Origin of the sequence: Streptomyces sp. NPDC048639, assembly GCF_043199075.1 — a bacterium.
In the GTDB taxonomy this organism is placed as follows: Bacteria; Actinomycetota; Actinomycetes; order Streptomycetales; family Streptomycetaceae; genus Streptomyces.
Window position 1 is genome coordinate 15,047 of the sequence record NZ_JBICVP010000004.1, and the last position, 20,466, is coordinate 35,512.

Here is a 20,466-nt window from a genome sequence, read left to right on the forward strand (position 1 = left end):
CGGTGGTCACCGCCCGATGACGGCCGGGGCGCCGCCCTCTTCGGTGCCCCACACGTCCGCGTCCTCCTCCAGGTAGTCGGCGGAACTGGTGGACCTGCGGCCCGGCTCCGCCTCCTCCTCGGCACCGTCGCCGCCGGTGGTCGCCACCCGGGAAGCCGGGGCCAGGAAGGTGTCGCTGTCCTCCTGGCGGTTCCACGGGCTGCGCCGGCGGCGGTTGCGGCGCTCGCTCTCTTCGGCCGCGTCGACCAGGACGGCGCGCACCCGCTCGCCGTTGCCCTTCTCTCCCCCCGCCCCCATGCCGCCCATGCCGCCGCCCATCGGCATGCCGGGGCTGCCGGGAGTGCCGGGCATGCCGGGGGTACCGGCCGCGGAGGCGGGACTGAGCGGGGTGCCCGCGCTGCCTGCGGCACCGTCCGAGAGCGGGGCGGCGGCGGCTGAGTTGAAGCCGTCCGCGGAGAAGGAGCCCGCATCGGAGAGGCCGCCGGAGGTCGCGGTGCTCGCGTTGCCGCCGCCGAGGCCCAGCTCGGAGAGCGGCACATCCCGGGAGGTGGTGCGGTCCCCGCCGCCGGCGCCGAGGTCGTCGAGCAGGTCCGAACCGCCGGATTGCCCGGGCGAGTTGAGGTCCCGCAGATCCACCTTCTCGGTGTTGCCCTGCGTGTCGGTGACGGTGGCCACGCCGGTGTCCGGGTCGATGACCTGGGTGCTGCCGTCCGGGAACGTGGTGGTCAACTGACCGTTGTCCAGGGTGGTGGTCGAGCCGTCGGGGTTGGTCACCTCGGCCCCGTGGGTGAGGTCGGCGGTCGTGGTGGAGCCGTCCGGCTGGGTGGTGGTGAGCATCCCGTTGTCCGGGTCGAAGGTGGCCTTGCTGCCGTCCGGGAACGTGGTGGTGAAGTCGCCGTCGTCGAGCGCGGTGTGCCCGCCGGTCGGGGTCTCCAGGCCGGTCTGGTCGCCGTTGAGGTTCCCGAGGTTGCCCAGGTCGCCGACCGACTCGGTGGGCAGGTCGGCGTTGATGTCGCCCAGGTTGCCGAGGTCTCCGGGGCCGTTCTGGCCGTTGAGATTGCCCAGGTTGCCGAGGTTCTCGGTGGTGGTGGTGCCGTCCGGGTTGGTGGTCGTCGCCTGGCCGGTCGTGGGATCGACGGTCTGGGTGGTGCCGTCGGGGAAGGTGGTCGTCAGCTTGCCGTCGTCGCCGAGGGAGGTGACCGAGCCGTCCGGGTTGGTCACCCTGGCCCCGTCGCCCAGGTTCTGCGTGGTGGTGGTGCCGTCCGGGTGGGTCGTGGTCAGCGTCCCGTTGTCCGGGTCGAACGAGGTGCTGCTGCCATCCGGGAAGCCGGAGGTGAGCTTGCCGTCGTCGAGCTGGGTGGTGCCGCCGGTCGGGGAGTCGAGGGAGCCGCCGGTGCCGTTGTTCAGGTCGCCGAGATTGCCGAGGCTCTGGGTGACCGCGTCATTGGCCGCGGCGTTGTTCTTCGCGCCCGGACCGTTGTTGAGAGCGCCGAGGTTGCCCAGGTTCTGGGTGACCGGGGGCGGGGTGGCAGTGGACTCCTGCCGGCTGTCGCCGCCCGGGCTGTTCATGTCGCCGATGCTGCCCAGGGATTCGGTGACCTGGTCGTTCAGGTCACCGGTGTTGCCGAGGCTCTCGGTGACCGGCCTGTCCTGGTTCAGCAGGTCGTCGAGGTTGCCGAGGCTCTGCTCCGTGACCTTGTTGGGATCGTTGAGGCCGCCGAGGCTCTCCTCCATGGCCTTGGCCTGCTCCTCGGCCTCGCGCTTGGCCTCCTCCTGCTCGCGACGCTGCTCCTCGCGCAACTCGTCCTGGTACTTCTTGTCTTCCTCGCGCTGGTGCTTCTGCTCTTCGCGGAGCTCGTTCTGGTTCTTCCTGTCCTCTTCTCGCTGCTGGTTCTGGTCGTTGCGCAGCTCCTCCTGGTACTTCTTGTCCTCTTCTCGCTGCTTGTTCTGCTCTTCGCGGAGCTCGTTCCGGTCCTTCTTGTCCTCTTCCCGCTGCTTGTTCTGCTCGTTGCGCAGCTCCTCCTGGTACTTGCGGTTCTCGTCGTTCTCTTTGTTGATCTTGTCGTTCTCGTCGTCCAGCTTCTTCTTCTCGTAGTCGTCGCCGGCCGTGGAGGTCGACTTCGGCTCGGGCAGGTTCCCGGAGAAGTCCTTGGCCAGTTCGAGGAAGTGGTTGTTCAGCTCCGCCTGCACCTTCTCGGCGGCTTTGCCCAGGTGCTCGTCGATGCCCTGTGCCCACATCTTGGCTGCCTTGTCGCCGACCTTCGCCCAGTTCGCGACGTCGTTGAGGTCTCCGTACTCCGTGTGCTCCTGGGTGAAGCCCGCCTGGGGCTCGTGGTAGTACTTGTGCGTGATCGAGCGGGGGTTGCCCGATGACCGGACCTTGATCTCTGTCTTGGCGACGTTGTTCGCGTCCACCCACTGGGCGAGGTCGTCCAGGACGTAGCGCAGCACCTGGTGCGGGTCGTAGTACGGGGATTTGGCCCAGTCCAGCCATGCCTGCAGCAGGGTCCTGGCGGCATCCTCCAGGTAGCCGCGGCCCAGCGACAGCGCGCGCGAGTAGACCGTGCTGCCGCTGCCGGTGCCGGTATCGCTGCCGGTGCCGGCCTGGGAGCTGAAGGAATCGACGTAGCTGTCGTAGTTCTCGCGGACCTTCTTCAGCAGGCTGCGAAAAACCTCCGCCGCCTCGCCCTTCCAGCTTGCGTCGTCACGGCCGAAGCGGTCCTCCCAGTCCTTCAGTATCTCCGCGTGGTTCTTGAAGAACCTGGCCGCGTAGTCGAAGGACGCCCCGGTTTCGTCGAAGGATTTCAGGTCCACCTTGGCGGCGTCGGGCACTTCCAGGTTGCTGAACCGGGCGCCGCCCTCGGTGCCGCCGTCCCGCAGTGCCATGAGTGCCGTCCGCGGCCCGTTCATGTACTGGGCGAGCGCGACGCTGCTCAACTTGGCCTTGTTGTAGTCCGTGAACGCGTTGCCCTCACGGACCTGGGCGTCATCGACGTTGTCGGAGCCGGGGCCGGCGAAGATGATCTCGTCGCCGGACTTCACGCGGCCCTCGAAGACGATCCGGGCCTGCTTGATCGACTCCTTGGAGCCCCTGTCGAAGAACCAGATGTCGTAGTCCTCGCCCGCGTTCGTCAGGAAGCCGGAGTCCTTGACGAGCCGGCTGAGTTTGCGGTCCGAGATCTCCATCCGGAAGAGCTTGCCGCCGTGTTCGGAGCGGAGGCTGTCGAAGACGGAGTTGCGGTCCGGCAACGGATAGCCGGTGATGTGAGTGACCAGGGTGGCCCAGATGTCGCTCGACGGGTCGCTCTTTTCCCCGTACTCCCTGACGTTCTTGACGGAGTTGCGATCGTACCGATCGGCCACCGGGCGCCCTTTCTGGTCGTTGTCTGTCATCCGTGACGGTGCACGGCGTCCTTACGCGGGTGTGCAGTCGGGCGTTCCCACGCGGGCGCTCCGGGCGGTCGTGGCCCCGGCCGGCACGCGCGGAACGGGCTCACTTGTCGTCGTCGTCCTTCTTGTCGCCATCATCCTTCTTATCCGAGCTGTCGGAGCTGTCCGAGCTGTCCGAGCTGTCGGAGCTGCCGGCGGTGAGGGCGTCGACCTCGTCGAAGGTCTGAAGCAGTGTCTGCGCGTCGATCGCGTTGAGGTTCTTGTCCTTGGTCTTGTTGGCCTCGTCGATGGTCTCGGTGAGCGCCTCCCTCAACTCCTTGAAGAGCTCCATCTGGTCACCGAGCAGCTTGTCGATCGCCGTGGCCGCGGCGGTGATGTCCTTGATCAGAGTCGGCCCCGAGACCAGCGGGTCCTCGACCATCTTGCCGATGCGCAGGATCTGCTGGCCCTTCTCGAGGTTCTCCGAGGAGATGTGCCCGTCGAGGAGGTGGCCGAGCGGGCGGGCGCTGCCGTCGCCCTCCTCGCGGTGCTTCTTCGCGGCGGTGTACGCCGACTCCACCTCGTGATCCCGGAAGTTCTCCAACTGCTTGAGGTCGAAATGTTTGGTGTCGGCCTTCTCACCGGCCATGGGGCGTCCTCCTGCCGCTTGGTACCGGACGGGTGTACGAGAGCGGGACGGTCCGGCCGGCCGGCGCCGACGCGCGCGGACGGCCGGACCGGTGGGCCCGGGGCCGGGCGCGGGGGGTGTGCGCCCGGCCGGTGCTAGCGGGCCCGGACGTTGCCCCAGTTGTCGGCGCTCTTGCGCTCGTCGCGGGAGTGGTTGTCGTGGATGCTCTGGATCAGCTCGCCGCTGTCGCCGAGCAGCAGGGCCATGTTCTTGGTGGCCTGGTCCCACTCCGCCTGGACCTGGATGTACATCTGCTGGTCCGATCCCTCCCAGGAGCTGATGAGCGGCTTCAGCTCGTCCTCCAGGTTGTTGAGGGTCGTGATGATCTGCTGGGTCTGGTCCTTCAGTTCCTCGATGGCCCTCTGGACCACGGGGTACTGCACGTCGATGACGCCGTCAGCCATGACGTCTCCTCTCGGGTGGCCGGGCGCCAGGGCCCGGGAAGCTCACGGTGGCCGGCCTTGCCGAAACGGGCCGGCGCCGGAAGGGGGCGGGTCAGCGCAGTGCTTCGAAGACGCCCTGGGTGGTCTTGCTGTTGAGGACCTCGGTCAGGTCCTGGTTCTCCTTCGCCAGCCGGTTGGCGGAGGTCACGTTGTCCTGGAGTGCGTCGGTCATCTTGCTGATCTGGACGACGACCTTCTGCGCCTCGGCGTTCCAGCTGCGGAAGAGCTTCAGCAGGGCCTGCCCCTCGTCGCCGCCGACGCCCGAACGCGCGGCGATCTCGGCGACATTGTTCTGGGCTTTCTCGACCTGGCCCCGGGCCGACTCCAGGGATGAGACGCCCCCCAAGCCCTTGGCATGATCCGCTTTCCTTGCAGCACTGTCCGCCATGTCACGCTCCCTTCGTTCGAGTGAGTCTCGTCGCAACGTCGTCCGCTGAGGCTAAGGAGAATCGCGCTTTCCGCGCAACGTGTGCAGTACAAAATTGACCATCGGTCAGCTCTCCAACAACCCTGGGTGTGAGAGGAGTTGTCCAGAGGTTTCACCGGAGGGCGAATATGCCTGCTTCGCCAGGCGAGGAAGCGGGAAGTGAACTGTTTGCCGGGCGATGCGATTCGGGCGGGAAACGGGCGCGTGAAGAAGGCAAACGGTCACCGATGCAGCCCGTTTCCGAAATGTCCACGCTGCCCTGCGGGGATTACGTGAGTCTTACGGCAGAATTTTCTGAAGCTTTTTCTGAGACTCCACTCCGCGCCCCGCCATCCTTCCCGTCGCCTTACGGCGCGACACGGGGCCGGCCGCGGATGTTCCCCCGCGCCCGGCCCCGGTGCGACTCCGCCGACTCGGCGCCGTCGGCGCCGAGTTCGGCCGGTGTTCTCCCTGCCCTCGCCCTACTCCTTTTGCTCGGTGCTTGCGTATTCCTTGTCCCGCTCAGCGTGCTCAGCGTGCGGTGCCGGCTCTGCCGATGGCCTGGGCGGTGCGCCCGGTGTCGGTCTTGTCGGCGTCGCCGTCCGGCCCCCGCTTCTCCGTTCGCTCGGTGGTGCCGCGCTTCTCCGTTCGCTCGGAGGCACCGCACTCCGGAGCCGTGACCTCGGCTTTCGCGGAGCCCGAGGCGGCGGCCGGGTCCAGGTTCGCGCCCGTCGGGAAGGCCGCGAGCAACGGCGCCGGGACCGAGCCGATGTCCCCGGCCTCGTATCCGAGCGCAGCGAGCGCGTTCTTGGAGGAGACCCGGTACTTCACGCCGTTCTCCGCCACCAGATAGGTGGTCCCCGCGTGCGCGGCGCCGCTCGCGTGCAGGGCCCGGACCAGGGCGCCGTGCCCGGGTCGTACCACCGCGGCGTCCGGCGGGGCGCAAGCCGGCTCCAGTGGCTTGGAGGTACCTTCCGGCACCGCGACCGGGGCGAGCCGGGGCAATGGGGCCAGCACCGAGCTGATCCGGGCGCCGCCGTCCCCGCTGTCCACCTTCGCGCAGAGCGCGGTGCCGCGCGGCGCGGCCTGCGGGATCGGCGGCGCGTCGGGAAGCTCCGCGGACCGGGCCGGGCCCGCGTCCTCCGCCCGGTGTTCGCGCAGCGCGTCCGCGCCGACCGTGCGCGCCTCGGGCGACTGCCCCTGGTAGGCGTCCTTCTGGGTGGCCGGGTCGCCCAGCACCAGGGCGGCGCCGAGCCGGGTCAGCGGCACGAGGCCGTCACTGCGCAGCAGGTGGTACTTGCTGCCGCCGCCGGGCACGGTGACCTTGAACAGCTGGCCGATCCGGCTGGTCTCGCCGCCGAGTCGGGGGCCCTCCTCACCACGCCCCGGCACCGCCGGCGGGCTCAGCTCGGGGCCGGGCGCCAGCGCGTCCAGGAAAGCCGCGGAGACCGGCATCGCCCGCTCGGAGCCGTAGCCGAGGGCGTTGCGGGCGTCGGAGGCGCGGTCCAGGGGCAGCCTGCTGCCCCGCCACACCAGGTACTCCGTGTCGTCCGGGCCGCGCACCAGCACTCCGCGGTCTCCCTCGATCCCGCGGGCGTCCACCGGGGCCCCGGCGACCACGGTGGTGGCGCCCGGCTTGTTCACGCCGGTGCTCGCCGTGACACCGGAGGTGCTGGGCAGCGCCCCGCCCCGCCCGGTGACGCACATGTGCCAGGCGCCGTCGTCGAGTTGGCCGGGCTCGGGCACGGAGTCCGGGGCGCCGGGGATGCCGACGGGGGCACCCACCGGGATGTCCCGCAGCGAGGCGGTGCCCACGTCCTCGGTCGCCAGGTCGGAGCCGCCGATCAGCCGCGCCGAGGCGTAGTTGCGTACCGGGTGCAGCACGCCGTCGGCGCCGGTCCACAGGTAGCGCGCGCCGGTGTCGCGGTTGACCACCAGGTGCGCACTGTTGCGCCAGCCGTCGTTCCCGCCAGGGCGCAGCAGCCCGTAGACGGTGGTGCCCGCGCCGATCAGGACGGTGACCAGCACGCCGAAGATCACGCCGCGGGTGGTGCGCCCGAGCGGGCTCTCCGGGGCGTCCGGGTCGGCCGTCAGCAGGCCCGAGCTGAGCCTGCCCATCATGAAAGTGTGGGCATGCACCTGGTCGCGTTTGGACTGCACAGCCTCTCCTCAACTCGTTCTCGATGACCCGGTGTACGGGGTTGCTCAGCCGAACAGGCCGCGCAGCCAGCCGAAGAGGCCCGCCACCCACAGGCTGAGCGGCAGCAGCGCGACCGCGAAGAGGGTGTGCGCCAGCTCCGCCGCGCGGCCCCAGTACGGCAGCACCCGGCGGCCGGGCACCGTCCAGGCGGCGATCACGAGTCCGGCCGCGGCGGCGAGCAGCACCGCGAAGACCACCGTGCGCCCGTCGGCGCCGCTGTCCACCGCCCAGGCGCGGGCGAGCAGCAGCAGCCCCCCGATCCCGGGCACCGCCAGCGTCAGCCGCTGCCCGATGTGCCCCAGGCCCCGGCAGTGCAGGAGCAGCAGCAGGCTCAGCGTGAGGGAGGTCAGCACCTCGGGCAGGTTCGGGCGTTCGGCGAGGACGACGAGGGAGGCCGCGGCGACGGTGCCGGTGGCGGCGAAGAGCGCGGTGACCCAGCGCCCGGCCAACTCGGTGCGCTCGGCGACCTCCCCGCCCGCATAGGGCTCGATGCCCTCCTGGAGCTGGCTTGCGGAGGACGGCAGCGAGGGCATCCGCATCCCGGCCAGCTTGAAGGCGAACGGCGCCACCGCCCCGGCGCTGAGGGCGATCACCGCCACCACCAGCGCCACGGCGGCCGGCACGTCCAGGCCGGTGTATCCCATCAGGGCCCCGGCGACCGCGGTGGCCACCGCGACCACCGCGGTGGCCAGGAGTGCCGGAGCGCCGACCGCGGTGGCGGCGAGCGCGAGGACCGCGCCCCCCGCGCCCGCCGCCCCCGCCGCGAGCAGCCGCGCACCCACGACCCGCGCCGCGTCCGGGCCGGTCACGTCGCCGCCGGGCAGGACCCAGCCGGCCAGCGCCAGGCACGGCGCGACCAGCAGACCGAGGGCGGTCGCGGACAGCCGGTCGCCGACCGCGCGGCTGGCCGAGCCCGCGCCCGCGAGCAGCAGCAGCCCGGTCACACCCGCGCAGGCCGCCCTCGAGGAGGCGGTCACCCCCGGCCAGAACACCAGCATCAGGGCGGCCGCCACGGTCGCCACCGCGGTGCCCACCAGCAGGCCGCGGGCCGCGCCGGCGTGCCAGTTGTGCAGCCTGCGTCCTGCGGTGTCGGCTATCCCGTCCACCAGGTCGTCGAGCCGGGCCTCGGGCAGCGCCTCGGTGTGCGGGCGCAGATAGAGCACGGCGCCGTCGTCGAGCCCGGCGCGGGCCAGAGTGGTCTCCTCGTCGAGCGGGACGTCGCCGAGCCGCTGGAGCACCCAGCCGGCGTGGTCGAGTCCGGCCTCCTCGGCCTCCTCGCCGACATAGCGCAGCAGCGTGGGCAACAGGTCGGCGACCGGCACGTCGGCGGGCACGGCCAGATCGACGGAGACGCTCGGCGCGCGTACGGTCAGGCGGCACAGTTCGGCCACCGCACTGTCGGTCATCAGCTGAACTCTCGACTTCCGTAGGGGCTTTGGCAGGGGACACCCACCGGGAAAGGGGGAACGTGCGAAGAGTACGGAAGGCTCACGCGGCCGGGAACGGGGGGGCAGGGCAGGGAATTTGGGTTCGGGCGCCCGGCAACCGCCTTTCCGGCGTGGACAGGTCGCGTTCCGTGAATGCAGACTACTGCCGACGCCCGCCGGATTGTGCTGCGGACCGGACTTCCGCCCGGTACGGAGTCGAGCCGGTACGGTAGTTGTCCGCCCCCGCGGTTCCCGACCGGAACATTCGCCCGGATTTCACCATCGCCCGGGAACCGCAGGAATCAGTCGGTGCGGCACTTTCCCATGCCGGGTGTACCGGCATTCGGTGCGGGCCGGAAAGCCCAGTGAACCCGGAGGTTCTGTTCCTTGAGTGTGGTGCTGTTTCGCCGGCCGGCCCGCAGGCGCGGACCGGAGATGCCCGAGGGGCAATTGACCCTCCAGGAGCCACCGGTCCTGGCCGAGACGGTGCCGGACACCTCGGCGATATGGACCTATCTGCCGATGGCGCTGATGTCGGTGTCGATGATGCTGATGTTCCTGCGCCCCGGCGGCGGGAACGGCGTCTTCATGTATCTGGCGATGGGCGTCATGGCGCTCTCCGCCGGCGCCATGCTGCTGGGGCAGCTGATGCGCCGCTCCAGCGAGCGCAAACACCGCCTGAAGGGCGAACGCCGCGACTACCTCCGCTACCTGGCGCAGACCCGCAAGCGGGTGCGTGCCACCATCGTGGAGCAGCAGCGGGCGCTCGCCTGGCGCCACCCCGAGCCCGCCTCGCTCCGCGCGCTGGCCCGCACCTCGCGATTGTGGGAACGCCGCCCGGCCGACGAGGACTTCGGCGAGGTCCGGCTCGCGGTCGGCGAACAGCAGCTCGCGCTCGCTCTGAACCCGGTCTCCACCCGCCCGGTCGAGGACCTCGAACCGCTCTGCGCGCACGCCCTGCGTCGCTTCATCCGCGCCTACTCCACCATCCCCGAACAGCCCCTCGGCCTCTACCTGCGCTCCTCGGCCCGGATCCTGCTGCGCCCCGAGGAGACTCCCGGCGAGGAGCCTGCCGAGCCGGGCGTCCCGCCGTACGGGGAGAGCGGCGGAGCCCGGGCGGAGGCCAGCGCCGACGCCGTACGTGCCCTGGTGCGCGCCGCGGTCGGCCAACTGGCCGTATTCCACGCGCCCGAGGAGCTGTGTCTCGCGATCTGCGTCAGTGACGAGCGGCGGCCCGACTGGGAGTGGGTCAAGTGGCTGCCGCACGCGCTGCATCCGCACGAGGAGGACGGCGCCGGCCAGGTCCGCCGGATCACCGCCGATCTCACCGAGCTGGACGACCTGCTCGGCGCCGAGTTCGCCGAGCGCCCCGGCTTCGACCCGGACGCCCGCCCCGGCCGCGACGAGCCCTACACGGTCGTCGTCCTGGACGGCGTCACCGTCCCCGAGGACCACCGCTGGGAGGGGCACGGCTACCGCAACGCCGTGGTCCTCGACATCTCAGGGGCGCTGCGCTGGCGGCCCGGCCGCAACACGTTGCGACTGACCGTCGGGCCGGACCGGGTGAGCCTGGTGCGCACCGACCGCAGCCGCAAGGAGCGTTCCGTCCCGCTCGGCCGCCCGGACCGGCTCGGCCCGCTCGGCGCGGAATCATTGGCCCGGATGCTCACCGCGCGCCGCATCAGCCTGGGCACCGACATCGCGCAGCCGATGGATTCCGATGTCGAGCTGACCACCCTGCTCGGCATTCCCGACCTGCATCGGCACGATCCGCAGACCCTCTTCGACCGGCACACCGGCTCCGCCCGGCTGCGGGTGCCGGTCGCGGTCGGCGTGGACGGCCGCCCGGTGGAACTCGACATCAAGGAGTCCGCGCAAGGAGGCATGGGCCCGCACGGCATGCTCATCGGCGCCACCGGCTCCGGCAAGAGCGAACTCCTGCGCACCCTCGTCCTCGGCCTTGCCTTGACCAACTCCTCGGAGACCCTCAACTTCGTCCTGGTCGACTTCAAGGGCGGCGCCACTTTCCTCGGCCTGGAGGAACTCCCGCACACATCCGCCGTCATCACCAACCTCGCCGACGAAGTCGCCCTGGTGGAACGCATGCAGGACGCCCTGCACGGCGAACTCATGCGCCGCCAGGAGCTGTTGCGCTCCGCCGGCAACTACACCTCCGCCCTGGAGTACGAGCGGGCCCGCGTCGCGGGGGCCGAACTCACCCCGCTGCCCAGCTTGTTCGTAGTGGTCGACGAGTTCAGCGAACTCCTCTCCGCCCACCGGGAGTTCATGGACCTGTTCGTGATGATCGGCCGCCTCGGCCGCTCCCTCGGGGTGCACCTGCTGCTCGCCTCGCAGCGCCTGGACGAGGGCCGCATGCACCAGTTGGAGAGCCACCTCTCGTACCGCATCGGCCTGCGCACCTTCTCCGCCATGGAGAGCCGCGGCGTGCTCGGCGTGCCGGACGCCTACGAGCTGCCGGCCCAGCCCGGCAGCGGCTACCTGAAGTCCGGCGTGGAATCCCTGACCCGGTTCCGCGCCGCCTACTCCTCCGGCACCTACCGACGCCGCACCGGCGCGGTGGTCCAGGCCCGGGTGGCCAGCCAGGTGGTGCCGTGGATCAGCGGCTGGGTGGTGCCGCGCACCCTGGAGGCGCCGCCCGAACCGGAGCCGGAGACCGAGGAGACCGGTGACGAGGAGGCCTTGCTCGACGTGGCCCTCGACCGGCTGCGCGACTCCGGCCCCGCCGCCCACCAGGTGTGGCTGCCGCCGCTGGACGAGCCCTCCCCGCTGGACGCCCTGTTGCCCGGCATCGCCCCCGACCCCGAGCGCGGCCTCACCGCCGCCGGCTGGCCCGGCACCGGCAGGCTGCGGGTCCCGGTCGGCCTGGTGGACAAGCCCTTCGAGCAGCGACGGGACCCGCTGGTCGTGGACCTCTCCGGGGCCGGCGGCCACATCGCCATCGCGGGCGGTTCACAGAGCGGCAAGTCCACCCTCGCCCGCACCCTGATCGGCGCCCTCGCCCTCACCCACACCCCCACCGAGATCCAGTTCTACTGCCTCGACTTCGGCGGCGGCGGCCTCTCGCAGTTCGCCGCGCTTCCGCACGTCGGCGGCGTCGCGGCGCGGCTCAACCCGGAGCGGGTGCACCGTGCCGTCGCCGAGGTGATGACGCTGCTCGCCCGCCGCGAGCAGTTCTTCGTGGACCACACCCTCGACTCCATGCAGTCCTACCGCCGCCGCCGGGCTGCCGGAGAGTTCCCCGACGAGCCCTTCGGCGACGTGTTCATGGTGGTCGACGGATGGTCCACGGTCCGCCAGGACTACGACGACCTGATCCCGAAGTTCAATGAACTCGCCGCCCGCGGCCTCAATTACGGCATCCATCTGCTCATCACCACCACCCGCTGGGTGGAGCTCTCGGCCCAGGTCCGCGACCAGGCCGCCACCCGCCTCGAACTGCGGATGGGCGACCCGATGGACTCCGAGATCGACACCCGCAAGGCCCGCTCGGTGCCGCGCAGCGGCGGCCGCGGCATCACCGCCGACACCAAGATGCACTTCCTCGCCGGCCTGCCCCGACTCGACGGCAGCGGCTCGCTCGACGACCTCGGCGACGGCGTCTCCCACCTGGTCACCGAGGTGTCCCGACACTGGTCCGGCGCACCCGCCCCGCAGGTCCGGATGCTGCCGCACCGGCTCCCGCTGGCCGAACTCCCCGCGCCCGAGCCCACCGAGGGCGGCGGAATGCGGCTCCCGCTCGGCATCGACCAGGACGCCCTGGAACCGGTCTGGCACGATTTCAGCCGCACCCCCCACCTGATCGTGGTCGGCGACACCGAGAGCGGCAAGACCAATCTGCTGCGCCGCGTCACCGAGGGCATCACCGCCCGGTACGCCCCCAACGAGGCGAAGATCATCGTGGTGGACTACCGCCGGACCCTGGTGGACACCGTCCCCGAGGAGTACCGCATCGGGCACGCGATCTCCCTGGACAACCTCAAGGAGACCGTCGACGGCGCGGCCCGCGCGATGAAGACCCGTATCCCCGGTGCCGACATCGCCCCCGGCCGGATGCGCCAGTGCGACTGGTGGACCGGCCCGCGGCTGTTCATCCTGGTCGACGACTACGACATGGTCTCCGGCAACTCCTTCCAGAGCCCCTTCGAGCCCCTCTTCGAGCACCTGAGCCTCGGCTTCGAGATGGGCCTCCATCTGGTCGTCGCCCGTAGCGCAATGGGAGCCGGCCGCGGCCTCAGCGACGCCCTCCTCCGTCGCCTCGACGAGGCCAACAACCCCGCCGTCCTCCTCTCCTGCCCGCCCACTGAGGGTCGCCTCTTCGGCAACGCCAAACCCCGCAACCTCCCGCCCGGCCGAGCCCTCCACATCGCCCGCCGCCGGGAGCGGTTGATGCAGACGGCACTGGTGGAGGAGAGCCCGGGACAGGGGAGCTGAGAGAACGGCGAGGACGAAGAGTACGGAGACGTAGGGGACAGCGGGGGACACCTGGGGTGGCCCCCGCTGTTCCCTGTCTTTCGGATCAGCCGGCTGCCCAGGAGCACCACCCCGTGGGCCCGCAGGCCCCGCAGCCGTACGGCGTGGACCGGAACATCGGGCCATGCCCTTCCGGCCAGCTCGGGCCCGCGACGCCTGGCACGGCTGCCCGGGAGCTTCGCCCGGGAGGTGCCCCCAGCTGCGTTGTCGGGGCATGCGCGTAGGCCAACTACGAGGACGCTCCTCCGCCTTGCGACTACTGCTGGGAGGTGCCCCCACCCCAGTTGGCGCTGGGAGCCCCCACCCCAGCTACCGCTGGGAGGTGTCTCCCCCAGCACCAGACGCCGGGGGCTGATCCGAGCCGATCCCAAGACGCTGTCCAGGCGTCCTCGGCCCTCGGCTCATTCCTTCACCGCGCCGTTCATTCCTTTCCCGCACCGCCCGCTTTCGCCGGACGCCAACCCCGGGCGCGGGCCCGGGGAAGTGCGAACGCGGCCCAGAGGATGGTGAGGACGACGGCGGTGCCGAGGAGGACGAAGAAGGTGGCGCGGTCCGCGGCGCGGTCGGCGGCGGAGGTGTCGCGGAGGGTCACGGGACCGGCGGCGCGGTCGGTGTCGACGCGCGAACCGGAGTCGCCGAGGACGGTGGTGACGGCGGCGTAGGGATCGAGCTGTGGGATGTCGGCGGGGTAGGCGGTGGCCGTCAAGCGGCGGGTGACGGCGGCGGGAGAGGCGTCGGTGCGGGCGGCGCGGACCACCGCGGCGGCTCCGGCGGCGTATGCGGTGGCCACCGAGGCGCCGCCGCCGAGGTAGTGGCCGTCGCCGCGCGGGCCGCCGGAGACAACTCCGGCGCCAGGGGCGGCCAGGTCGATGCCGTCGGCGGGCAGGGAGCCGTCCGGGCGGGCACCGCTGGGGAGCATGTCGGCGACCGAGAGGACGCCGGGTTCGCCGGCGGGCCAGTAGGTACGGGACGGGATCTCGTCGGTGCCGGCCCTGGCCGGCGGATCGGGTGCGGCGGCGGCGACCACCACCGCGCCCGCGCGTCGGGCCTCGGCGACCGCGCGGGTCAGCGCCGGGTCGCGGCGGGGCAGGGCCGCCGTCACCGCGATCACCCCGGCCCGGGCGGCGGTCGCCTCGCGCACTGCCCGCGCGACGAGGTCGGCGCCGGCCTTGCCGCGCTGGTCGGTGCCGCGCAGGGCCAGGACTTTCGCGCCCGGGGCGACCCCGGCGAGGCGCGAGCCGTCCCCGCCGGTCCCGGCGATCAGCCCGGCCAGGAAGGTGCCGTGCCCGACGCAGTCGTCACCGGCTGCGCCCTGGGCGGTGATCCGGCCCCTGAGCCCGGCGGCGCGGGGGGCCACCCCGGTGTCGATCAGGGCGACGGTCACGCCCGCGCCGGTGCTGTGCCGGTGGAGCCGGTCCAGGTCGAGGCGTTGGCGCGACCAGTCCTGCTTCTTCGCCTTCTCGCGCGAGGCGGGGGTGCAGGCCGCCTGCTCGGCCTCCGGATCGAGCGCGGAGGGCATGCCGGGCAGGCCCTGGCCCTTCTTCCCGTCCGCCCGCCCATAGGCCGTGGGCATGCCCGGGAAGGGCGCAGCCTGGACCGGAGCGGCCGCGGGCAGCAGCAGGGCGGCGGCGAGGCCGGTGCCGGACAGCAGGCGGGCGACCCCGCCGGCGCGCGGCCTCACCGGGCCGCCTTCGGGGCCGCGGCCGCGACGTCCTCGGGGAGGAGGACGCGCAGGTCGTCCAGGGTGGGAGCGGCCAGCGAACTGAGCCTCCCCGCCTGGCGGGTGACCATCGACTCGACCACCTGGCGGGCCAGGCGGGCGTTGCCGAACGAGCGGTCCCGGGGCAGCGAGTCGAAGTACTTCCTGAGCAGCGGGCCGGTGCCGGGTCCGCACTCGTAGCCCATGCTGGTGGCCTGGGTGCGCACGATGGTGACCAGTTCCTCGGAGGTGTAGTCGGCGAAGGCGACCCGGCGCGGGAAGCGGGAGGACAGCCCCGGGTTGGAGGCGAGGAAGCGGTCCATCTCGTCGGTGTAACCGGCGACGATGACGACCACTTCGTCGCGGTGGTCCTCCATCAGTTTCAGCAGGGTGTCCACCGCCTCCTGGCCGAAGTCGGCGCCGCCGCCGCGCGGGGTGAGGGTGTAGGCCTCGTCGATGAACAGCACGCCGCCGCGGGCCCGTTCGAAGACTTCCCGGGTCAACTGGGCGGTGTGGCCGATGTAACGACCGACCAGGTCGGCGCGGGCCGCCTCGATCAGCTGTCCTCGCTGAAGGATGCCGAGCTGGGTCAGGATCTCCCCGTAGAGGCGGGCGATCGTGGTCTTGCCGGTGCCGGGCGGGCCGGTGAAGACCAGGTGGTGGCTGAGCGAGGGCACCGGCAGTCCGGCGGCGGCACGGTGGCGGGCGGTGGTGATGAGGTTGACCAGGTCCGTGACGTCGCGCTTCACCTCGGCCAGGCCGATCATGTCGCCGAGGCGGGTCAGCGGGTCGTTCTCCGGGGCGGCGGTCTCGGCGGCCTTGGATGCGGCGGTCGCGGAGACGTCCTCCGGCAGCAGCAGCTGCAGGTCGTGCTCGCCGACCTGCTGCTGGGTGGCGAGGCGGACCGCCTGCCGGTCCACCATCTCCTCGAACACCCCGCGCGCGGCACGGCCGTTGCCGAAGCCGGCGTCCCGCGGCATCGCCTCGAAGTGCGTAGCCAGCGCCGCCGCGGTGCCCTCGCCCAGCTCGTACTGGTGCTGGGCGCACATGTTCTCCATGATGGCCACCAGTTCGGGCACCGAGTAGTTCTCGAACTCGATGGTCCGCGAGAAGCGGGAGGCCAGACCCGGGTTGGAGCCCAGGAAGGAATCCATCTCGCCCGAGTAGCCCGCCGCGACCACCACCACGTCGTCGCGGTGGTCCTCCATCAGTTTCAGCAGGGTGTCCACCGATTCGCGGCCGAAGTCGGCACCGCCGTTGCCGCTGTCCGCGGTGAGCGTGTAGGCCTCGTCGATGAACAGCACGCCGCCGAGCGCCCGTTGGAAGGTCTCGGTGGTCTTGATCGCGGTGCCGCCGACGATCTGCGCGACCAGGTCGGCGCGGGAGACCTCGACCAGGTGCCCGCTGCGCAGCGAGCCGAGTTCGGCCAGGATCGCCCCGTAGAGGCGGGCGACGGTGGTCTTGCCGGTGCCGGGCGGGCCTGCGAAGACCAGGTGGCGGCTCATCGGCGGGGCGGGCATGCCGAGCTGTTCACGGCGCTGGGCGAGCTGGGTCAGGTTGACCAGGGTTCGCACCTGCTGCTTGACGTTCTCCAGGCCGATCAGCTCGTTGAGGGCGCCGAGCGGGCCGTCGGCGCGGTCCGGCGGAGGCGCGTCCGCGGCGCCGGAGCCGGCCGGGTCCGTGTTCTCGGCACTGCCGGTGCCCCAGGCGTCCCGCTTGCCGTTGCCGGTGCTGTTCAGGCCTTCCACGGCGAGCCGTTCGCCGGGCACGGTCTGCACCAGGCCGCCGCCCTCGTTCTCCCGGGCCAGGCAGTTCAGCAGCGAGACCGGCGCGGTGGACTCCACCCGGAAGCCGTCCTGGGCGCCTCCGGTGACCTCACAGCCGCTGAGCGAGGCGAGCGCGTCCTCGCGGAGCAGAAAGCCGTGGCCCTGGGGGGCGTGCACCGCGGTGCGGTTGGCGGTCAACTCGCCGCCCGCGGCGACCACCACGCCCTCCTCGCCGGATATCTCGATACGGAAGTCGCGGACGGTGACGTTGCCGCCGTCCTCCACGACCAGGCCGCTGGTGGCCGTGTCGGAGACCCCGCCGCCGGCCAGGTAGAGGGTGCTGCCGGAGGCCACGCGCACACCCGCGCCCTTCGGCCGTACGATCTCGCAGTCCTCCGCGCGCCCGCGGGCGTCCTGGGTGGCCGCGATGCCGTCGCCGGAGGGCTCGACCAGTCGGGCCCGGCGCAGCAGCGGGTTGGCGCCGCCGCGCACCGCGACCGCGGGCGAGCCGCCGATCACCTCCAGGCGGTCCAACTCCGGTGCCGAGTCCTCCTCCAGGAGCAGCGCGGTCTCGCCGCAGTCGCGGACCGTCAGGCCGATCAGCGCCGGGGAAGCGGCCCCGGCGACCCGCAGCGCCGCGCCCTGTGCGCCGTCCACCCAGCAGTCCTCGAAGGTGCCGCGGGCGCGGTCGGTGACCAGCACGCCATGGCCGCGGGTGCGCGAGACGCGGCAGCGGCGCAGGACCGGGTCGGTACCCGCGGCCAGCGCGATCCCGTTCCCGGAGGCCCCGGTGACCCGGACGTCCTCCAGCGTCGTACGGCCCTCGCTGCTCAGGTGCACGCCGGTGCTGGTGTCGTGCACCACGGTGCGGACCACCGAGGTGGTGCAGTTCTGCTCCAGGGCGATGGAGGGCTTGTCGGTGGACGAGATGTCGCAGTCCTCGACGGTGCCGCGGGCCTCGCCGTTGGCCAGCAGGCCGTTGCCGCGGGCGTCGCGCACCGTACAGCCGCGGATGCGCGCGTCGCCCTGCTCGGACAGGACCAGGCCGCTGGTGCCCAGATGCTCCAGGGTGCAGGACTCCACGGTGGTGGGCGTGGTCGAGGTGACCACGATGCCCGCGCCCTGCGGGTTGCTCACCCGGCAGTCCCGCAGCGCGAGCGAACCGGTGCCCCCGGCGAGCATCGCGGTCCAGGCTGCGCCGACCACCTCGCAGCCGTCGAACGCGGCCTGCCCGCGCCGCACGTCCACGGCGGGCTGCTCGGCGTCGCCGCCGCGCAGGGTCAGCTCGGAGAGCATCACGGCGTCGGCGCGCAGCGCGAGCACGCTGCCCGAGCGCGGCCGGATCTCCACCGTGCCCCGCCCCTCGGCGGCGGTGAGGGTGACCCGGGTCTGGATCACCAGGTTCTCCGCGTACGTCCCGGGCCGGACGCTGATGAGCGCGCCGGTACGGGCGGCCGCGAGTGCCTCACCGATCGTCCGGTAGCGGTCCCGGTCCCCGGGACCGACCGTCAGTACCTGGCGCGACACGCACCAACCTCCTTGCTTCGGCGGCGTCTTCGGCGGCGCCCCACTTCGCCGGGGGGCGCGTGCCGGCGAGCCGACGGTGCCATCATGCCGCGCCCTTCGGGCGGGCGGGGGTGTTCGAGAGCGGTGCTCCCGGTCCGGAGCGTCCGGTCAGACGCTCCACTTCTGGTTGTCGGTGCCCGCGCAGCTCCACAGTTGCAGCCAGGCCCCGTTGCCCCGGTTGTTGTCCTTGATGTCGACGCACTTGCCGACGACGGTGTTGACCAGGTCGTGGCTGGGGTTCAGGACGAACTTCTGGGCGGCGTTGCCGTTGCACCAGGCGATCTGGATGGGGGAGCCGTCGTTGAAGTTCGCGTTGGCCACGTCCAGGCACTTGTCCTTGATGCGGACGGTTCCGTCGGAGGCGAACCGCCACTTCTGCGCCTCGCTGTTGTCGCAGTCCCACACGAACAGCTTCCTGCCGTCGCTGAAGTTGCCGCCCGGTACGTCGATGCAGCGGCCCGAGAGATGACTCCACAGGGAGACGGGGGAACCGAGAGCCGGGCCCGAACCGGCCTTCGCGGGCCGGTTCTTCTCGCCGCCGGACCTCTTGCCGCCGCCTTGCTCCTTCGGCCGGTCCTTCTGGCCGGCGTCCTTCTCCGGCTCGCCCTTGTCCTGCGCCGGGGCGGACACGGGGGCTTCCCGCACCGGCTTACCGGGCTTGCCGGAGCCCTTCTCGCCGTCGCCCGAGGAACCGGTGTCGGGCGGGGTCACCGCGAAGTCGCCGGGTGCCTCAGGAGAACTCCCGTCGAGCACGGTTCCCGCCGCCCCAGGCGCCTTGCGGTCCTTGGCGTCGTCCCCGCCGAGCACCAGGAACGGCACCGCCACGAACAGCGCCCCCGCGACCGCGGCCCCGGCCAGTACGGCCTTGCCCGGCCGCCCCACCGGCCCGGTCCGCTGCTGCGGCCGGTCGATCGCGGTCACGGTCATGGTCCGTACGAGCGCGGGCAGCCGGCTCTTGGCCGCCGCGGCGGCACCGGGGTCGGCCTCGGGTTCGGACGGGGTGCCCGAGGCGGTCCCGGCCTCGGGCTCGGCCACGGTGGTCCTGCCCTGCGCGGTCCTCTTCTCGGCCTCGGAGGCCTTCGTACCGGCCTCGGCCGCGGTCGTCGCCTCTGCGGGCTCGGGCTCGGGCTCGGGCTGGGGTTCGGGCTCGGGCTGGGGTTCGGGCTTGGGTTCGGGCTCGGGCTGGGGTTCGGGCTCGGGTTCGGCGAGTGCGGCGGCCACGGCGGTCGCGGTGGCGTCCGTCCTCTCGTACTTCTCGCCGTCGGAACCGGACTCCGCGCGCGCCGCCGGGGATACCGGGGTTTGCTGGGCCGGGCACGTCACGGGGTCCTCCCTGTGGTGTGGGGCCAGGGTTCAGGAGAGCTGTCGGTCCGGTCCGCGAAGGGGCCCGCGACCGGAGAGCCGGTACGGTCCGCCGGGCCGGAGGGTGCGCCGGGGTCCTCCTCCGCGGCGTCTGCTGCGGGCGTCCCCTCGTGGCCCGCCCCGCGTACGGGGGCGGGAAGGCTGTCGGCCGGGACGATCAGGGGGGCCGCGGCACCGGCGTTGACCATCAGCAGGGTGCCGGGACCGCTCAGTGAACGGGCCAACTCCCGTGCCGGAAGCGTGTCATGGTGAAGCGCCTCGGACAGGAACTCGTGTGCCGGTGAGGTGAACAACAGCGCCACCGGGGCCCCGTCCCGCCCGGCGGCCGTGAGCGGCCCGCCGTCCGGCCCGCGCACCACGGTGACCTCCGCCTCCGCGAGCGCCGCGAGTGCCTCGTCCACCGAGCCGTAGCCGGTGGCGGCCCGTTGCGCCGCCGCGTCCACCGGGTCGGTGGGCTCCGGCCAGCCGAGCACCCGCGCCGAGGGCCGGTACGCCGGGTTGGCGCGGTAGTCGCCCACACCCCCGCTCTCGTCCGACTGCCATTCCCCCAGTACCGCCCACTCCGGCGGTGTCCGCTCCTCGGTCCACTCCGGGTCCACCACTCCGATCCAGTGCCCTGGTGCCCGGCGGGCAGCGGCGCGCACGGCTTCGGGTATCGCGGGGGTGCCGGCGGCTTCGGTGGTGCCGGAGGCGCGTGGTTCGGGGGCGGGTGGTTCGGGGGCGGCGACAGGGCCGGAGACATCGGGCAGCACCAACGGGGCGCCATGCCTGGCCTCTTGCCGTTCTCCGGGCCGCATCTCCACCTGAACTCTTGGGTCCGTACGAACTCTTGGGTGCCGAACGGCATGTGCACACGCCGACACTGCTCAGTCGGGGACGTCAACAGAATGCCACACCAGCCTTGTCCGTTGGGGTTCGTGAAAGGTCCGTATCGGTCGCCTGCGTGCCCGTTTGCTGCCCGGATGCAGAACTTTCCGGGAGTAGTGAGGCGCGGGTGGACAAAGCGACCGGACGGTCGGGGTGGGTGAGCGGTTACCTTTCCCCACCAC

11 protein-coding genes are annotated in these 20,466 nt (G+C 72.0%); 1 reads left to right on the forward strand and 10 read right to left on the reverse strand.

What is annotated here, in order from left to right:
• Window positions 1-6 precede the first annotated feature (6 nt).
• The 6 genes from ACGFNH_RS11930 to eccD all read right to left on the reverse strand — a co-directional run bounded on the left by ACGFNH_RS11930 (window position 7) and on the right by eccD (window position 8,512).
• Window positions 7-3,363 (reverse strand): AAWKG family protein, encoded by a 3,357-nt coding sequence (locus ACGFNH_RS11930; RefSeq protein ID WP_393652948.1) that lies wholly within the window; start codon window positions 3,361-3,363, stop codon window positions 7-9.
• A 130-nt stretch (window positions 3,364-3,493) separates the two neighbouring features.
• Window positions 3,494-4,018, reverse strand: coding sequence for a type VII secretion system-associated protein (locus ACGFNH_RS11935; protein WP_393652949.1), 525 nt, complete (start codon window positions 4,016-4,018; stop codon window positions 3,494-3,496).
• A gap of 134 nt (window positions 4,019-4,152) precedes the next feature.
• Entirely contained in the window at window positions 4,153-4,461 is a 309-nt protein-coding gene (locus tag ACGFNH_RS11940) for a WXG100 family type VII secretion target (RefSeq protein ID WP_393652950.1), read from the reverse strand.
• A 91-nt stretch (window positions 4,462-4,552) separates the two neighbouring features.
• Complete coding sequence (locus ACGFNH_RS11945; protein ID WP_393652951.1) at window positions 4,553-4,888, reverse strand: hypothetical protein; 336 nt, start codon at window positions 4,886-4,888, stop codon at window positions 4,553-4,555.
• 549 nt (window positions 4,889-5,437) lie between these two features.
• Window positions 5,438-7,066: a type VII secretion protein EccB gene (gene eccB, locus ACGFNH_RS11950; protein WP_393652952.1), complete on the reverse strand. Its 1,629-nt coding sequence runs from the start codon at window positions 7,064-7,066 to the stop codon at window positions 5,438-5,440.
• Window positions 7,067-7,111: 45 nt separating this feature from the next.
• Entirely contained in the window at window positions 7,112-8,512 is a 1,401-nt protein-coding gene (gene eccD, locus ACGFNH_RS11955) for a type VII secretion integral membrane protein EccD (protein WP_393652953.1), read from the reverse strand.
• Between the two features lie 456 nt (window positions 8,513-8,968).
• Here eccD and eccCa point away from each other — a divergent pair, with 456 nt between their 5' ends.
• Entirely contained in the window at window positions 8,969-12,985 is a 4,017-nt protein-coding gene (gene eccCa, locus ACGFNH_RS11960) for a type VII secretion protein EccCa (RefSeq protein ID WP_393652954.1), read from the forward strand.
• Between the two features lie 460 nt (window positions 12,986-13,445).
• Here the strand turns inward: eccCa and ACGFNH_RS11965 are convergent, their stop codons facing one another.
• From ACGFNH_RS11965 to ACGFNH_RS11980, 4 genes are all read right to left on the reverse strand, one after another.
• Window positions 13,446-14,705, reverse strand: coding sequence for a S8 family serine peptidase (locus ACGFNH_RS11965; protein ID WP_393652955.1), 1,260 nt, complete (start codon window positions 14,703-14,705; stop codon window positions 13,446-13,448).
• Window positions 14,702-18,016, reverse strand: a complete 3,315-nt coding sequence (locus ACGFNH_RS11970; protein ID WP_393652956.1) for a right-handed parallel beta-helix repeat-containing protein — start codon at window positions 18,014-18,016, stop codon at window positions 14,702-14,704. The genes ACGFNH_RS11965 and ACGFNH_RS11970 overlap by 4 nt, the downstream gene beginning before the upstream one ends.
• Before the next feature lie 147 nt (window positions 18,017-18,163).
• The gene (locus tag ACGFNH_RS11975; protein ID WP_393652957.1) at window positions 18,164-19,378 is read right to left on the reverse strand and encodes a ricin-type beta-trefoil lectin domain protein; all 1,215 of its coding nucleotides are present in this window, start codon (window positions 19,376-19,378) and stop codon (window positions 18,164-18,166) included.
• Complete coding sequence (locus ACGFNH_RS11980; protein WP_393653537.1) at window positions 19,375-20,214, reverse strand: type VII secretion system-associated protein; 840 nt, start codon at window positions 20,212-20,214, stop codon at window positions 19,375-19,377. The genes ACGFNH_RS11975 and ACGFNH_RS11980 overlap by 4 nt, the downstream gene beginning before the upstream one ends.
• Window positions 20,215-20,466 lie beyond the last annotated feature (252 nt).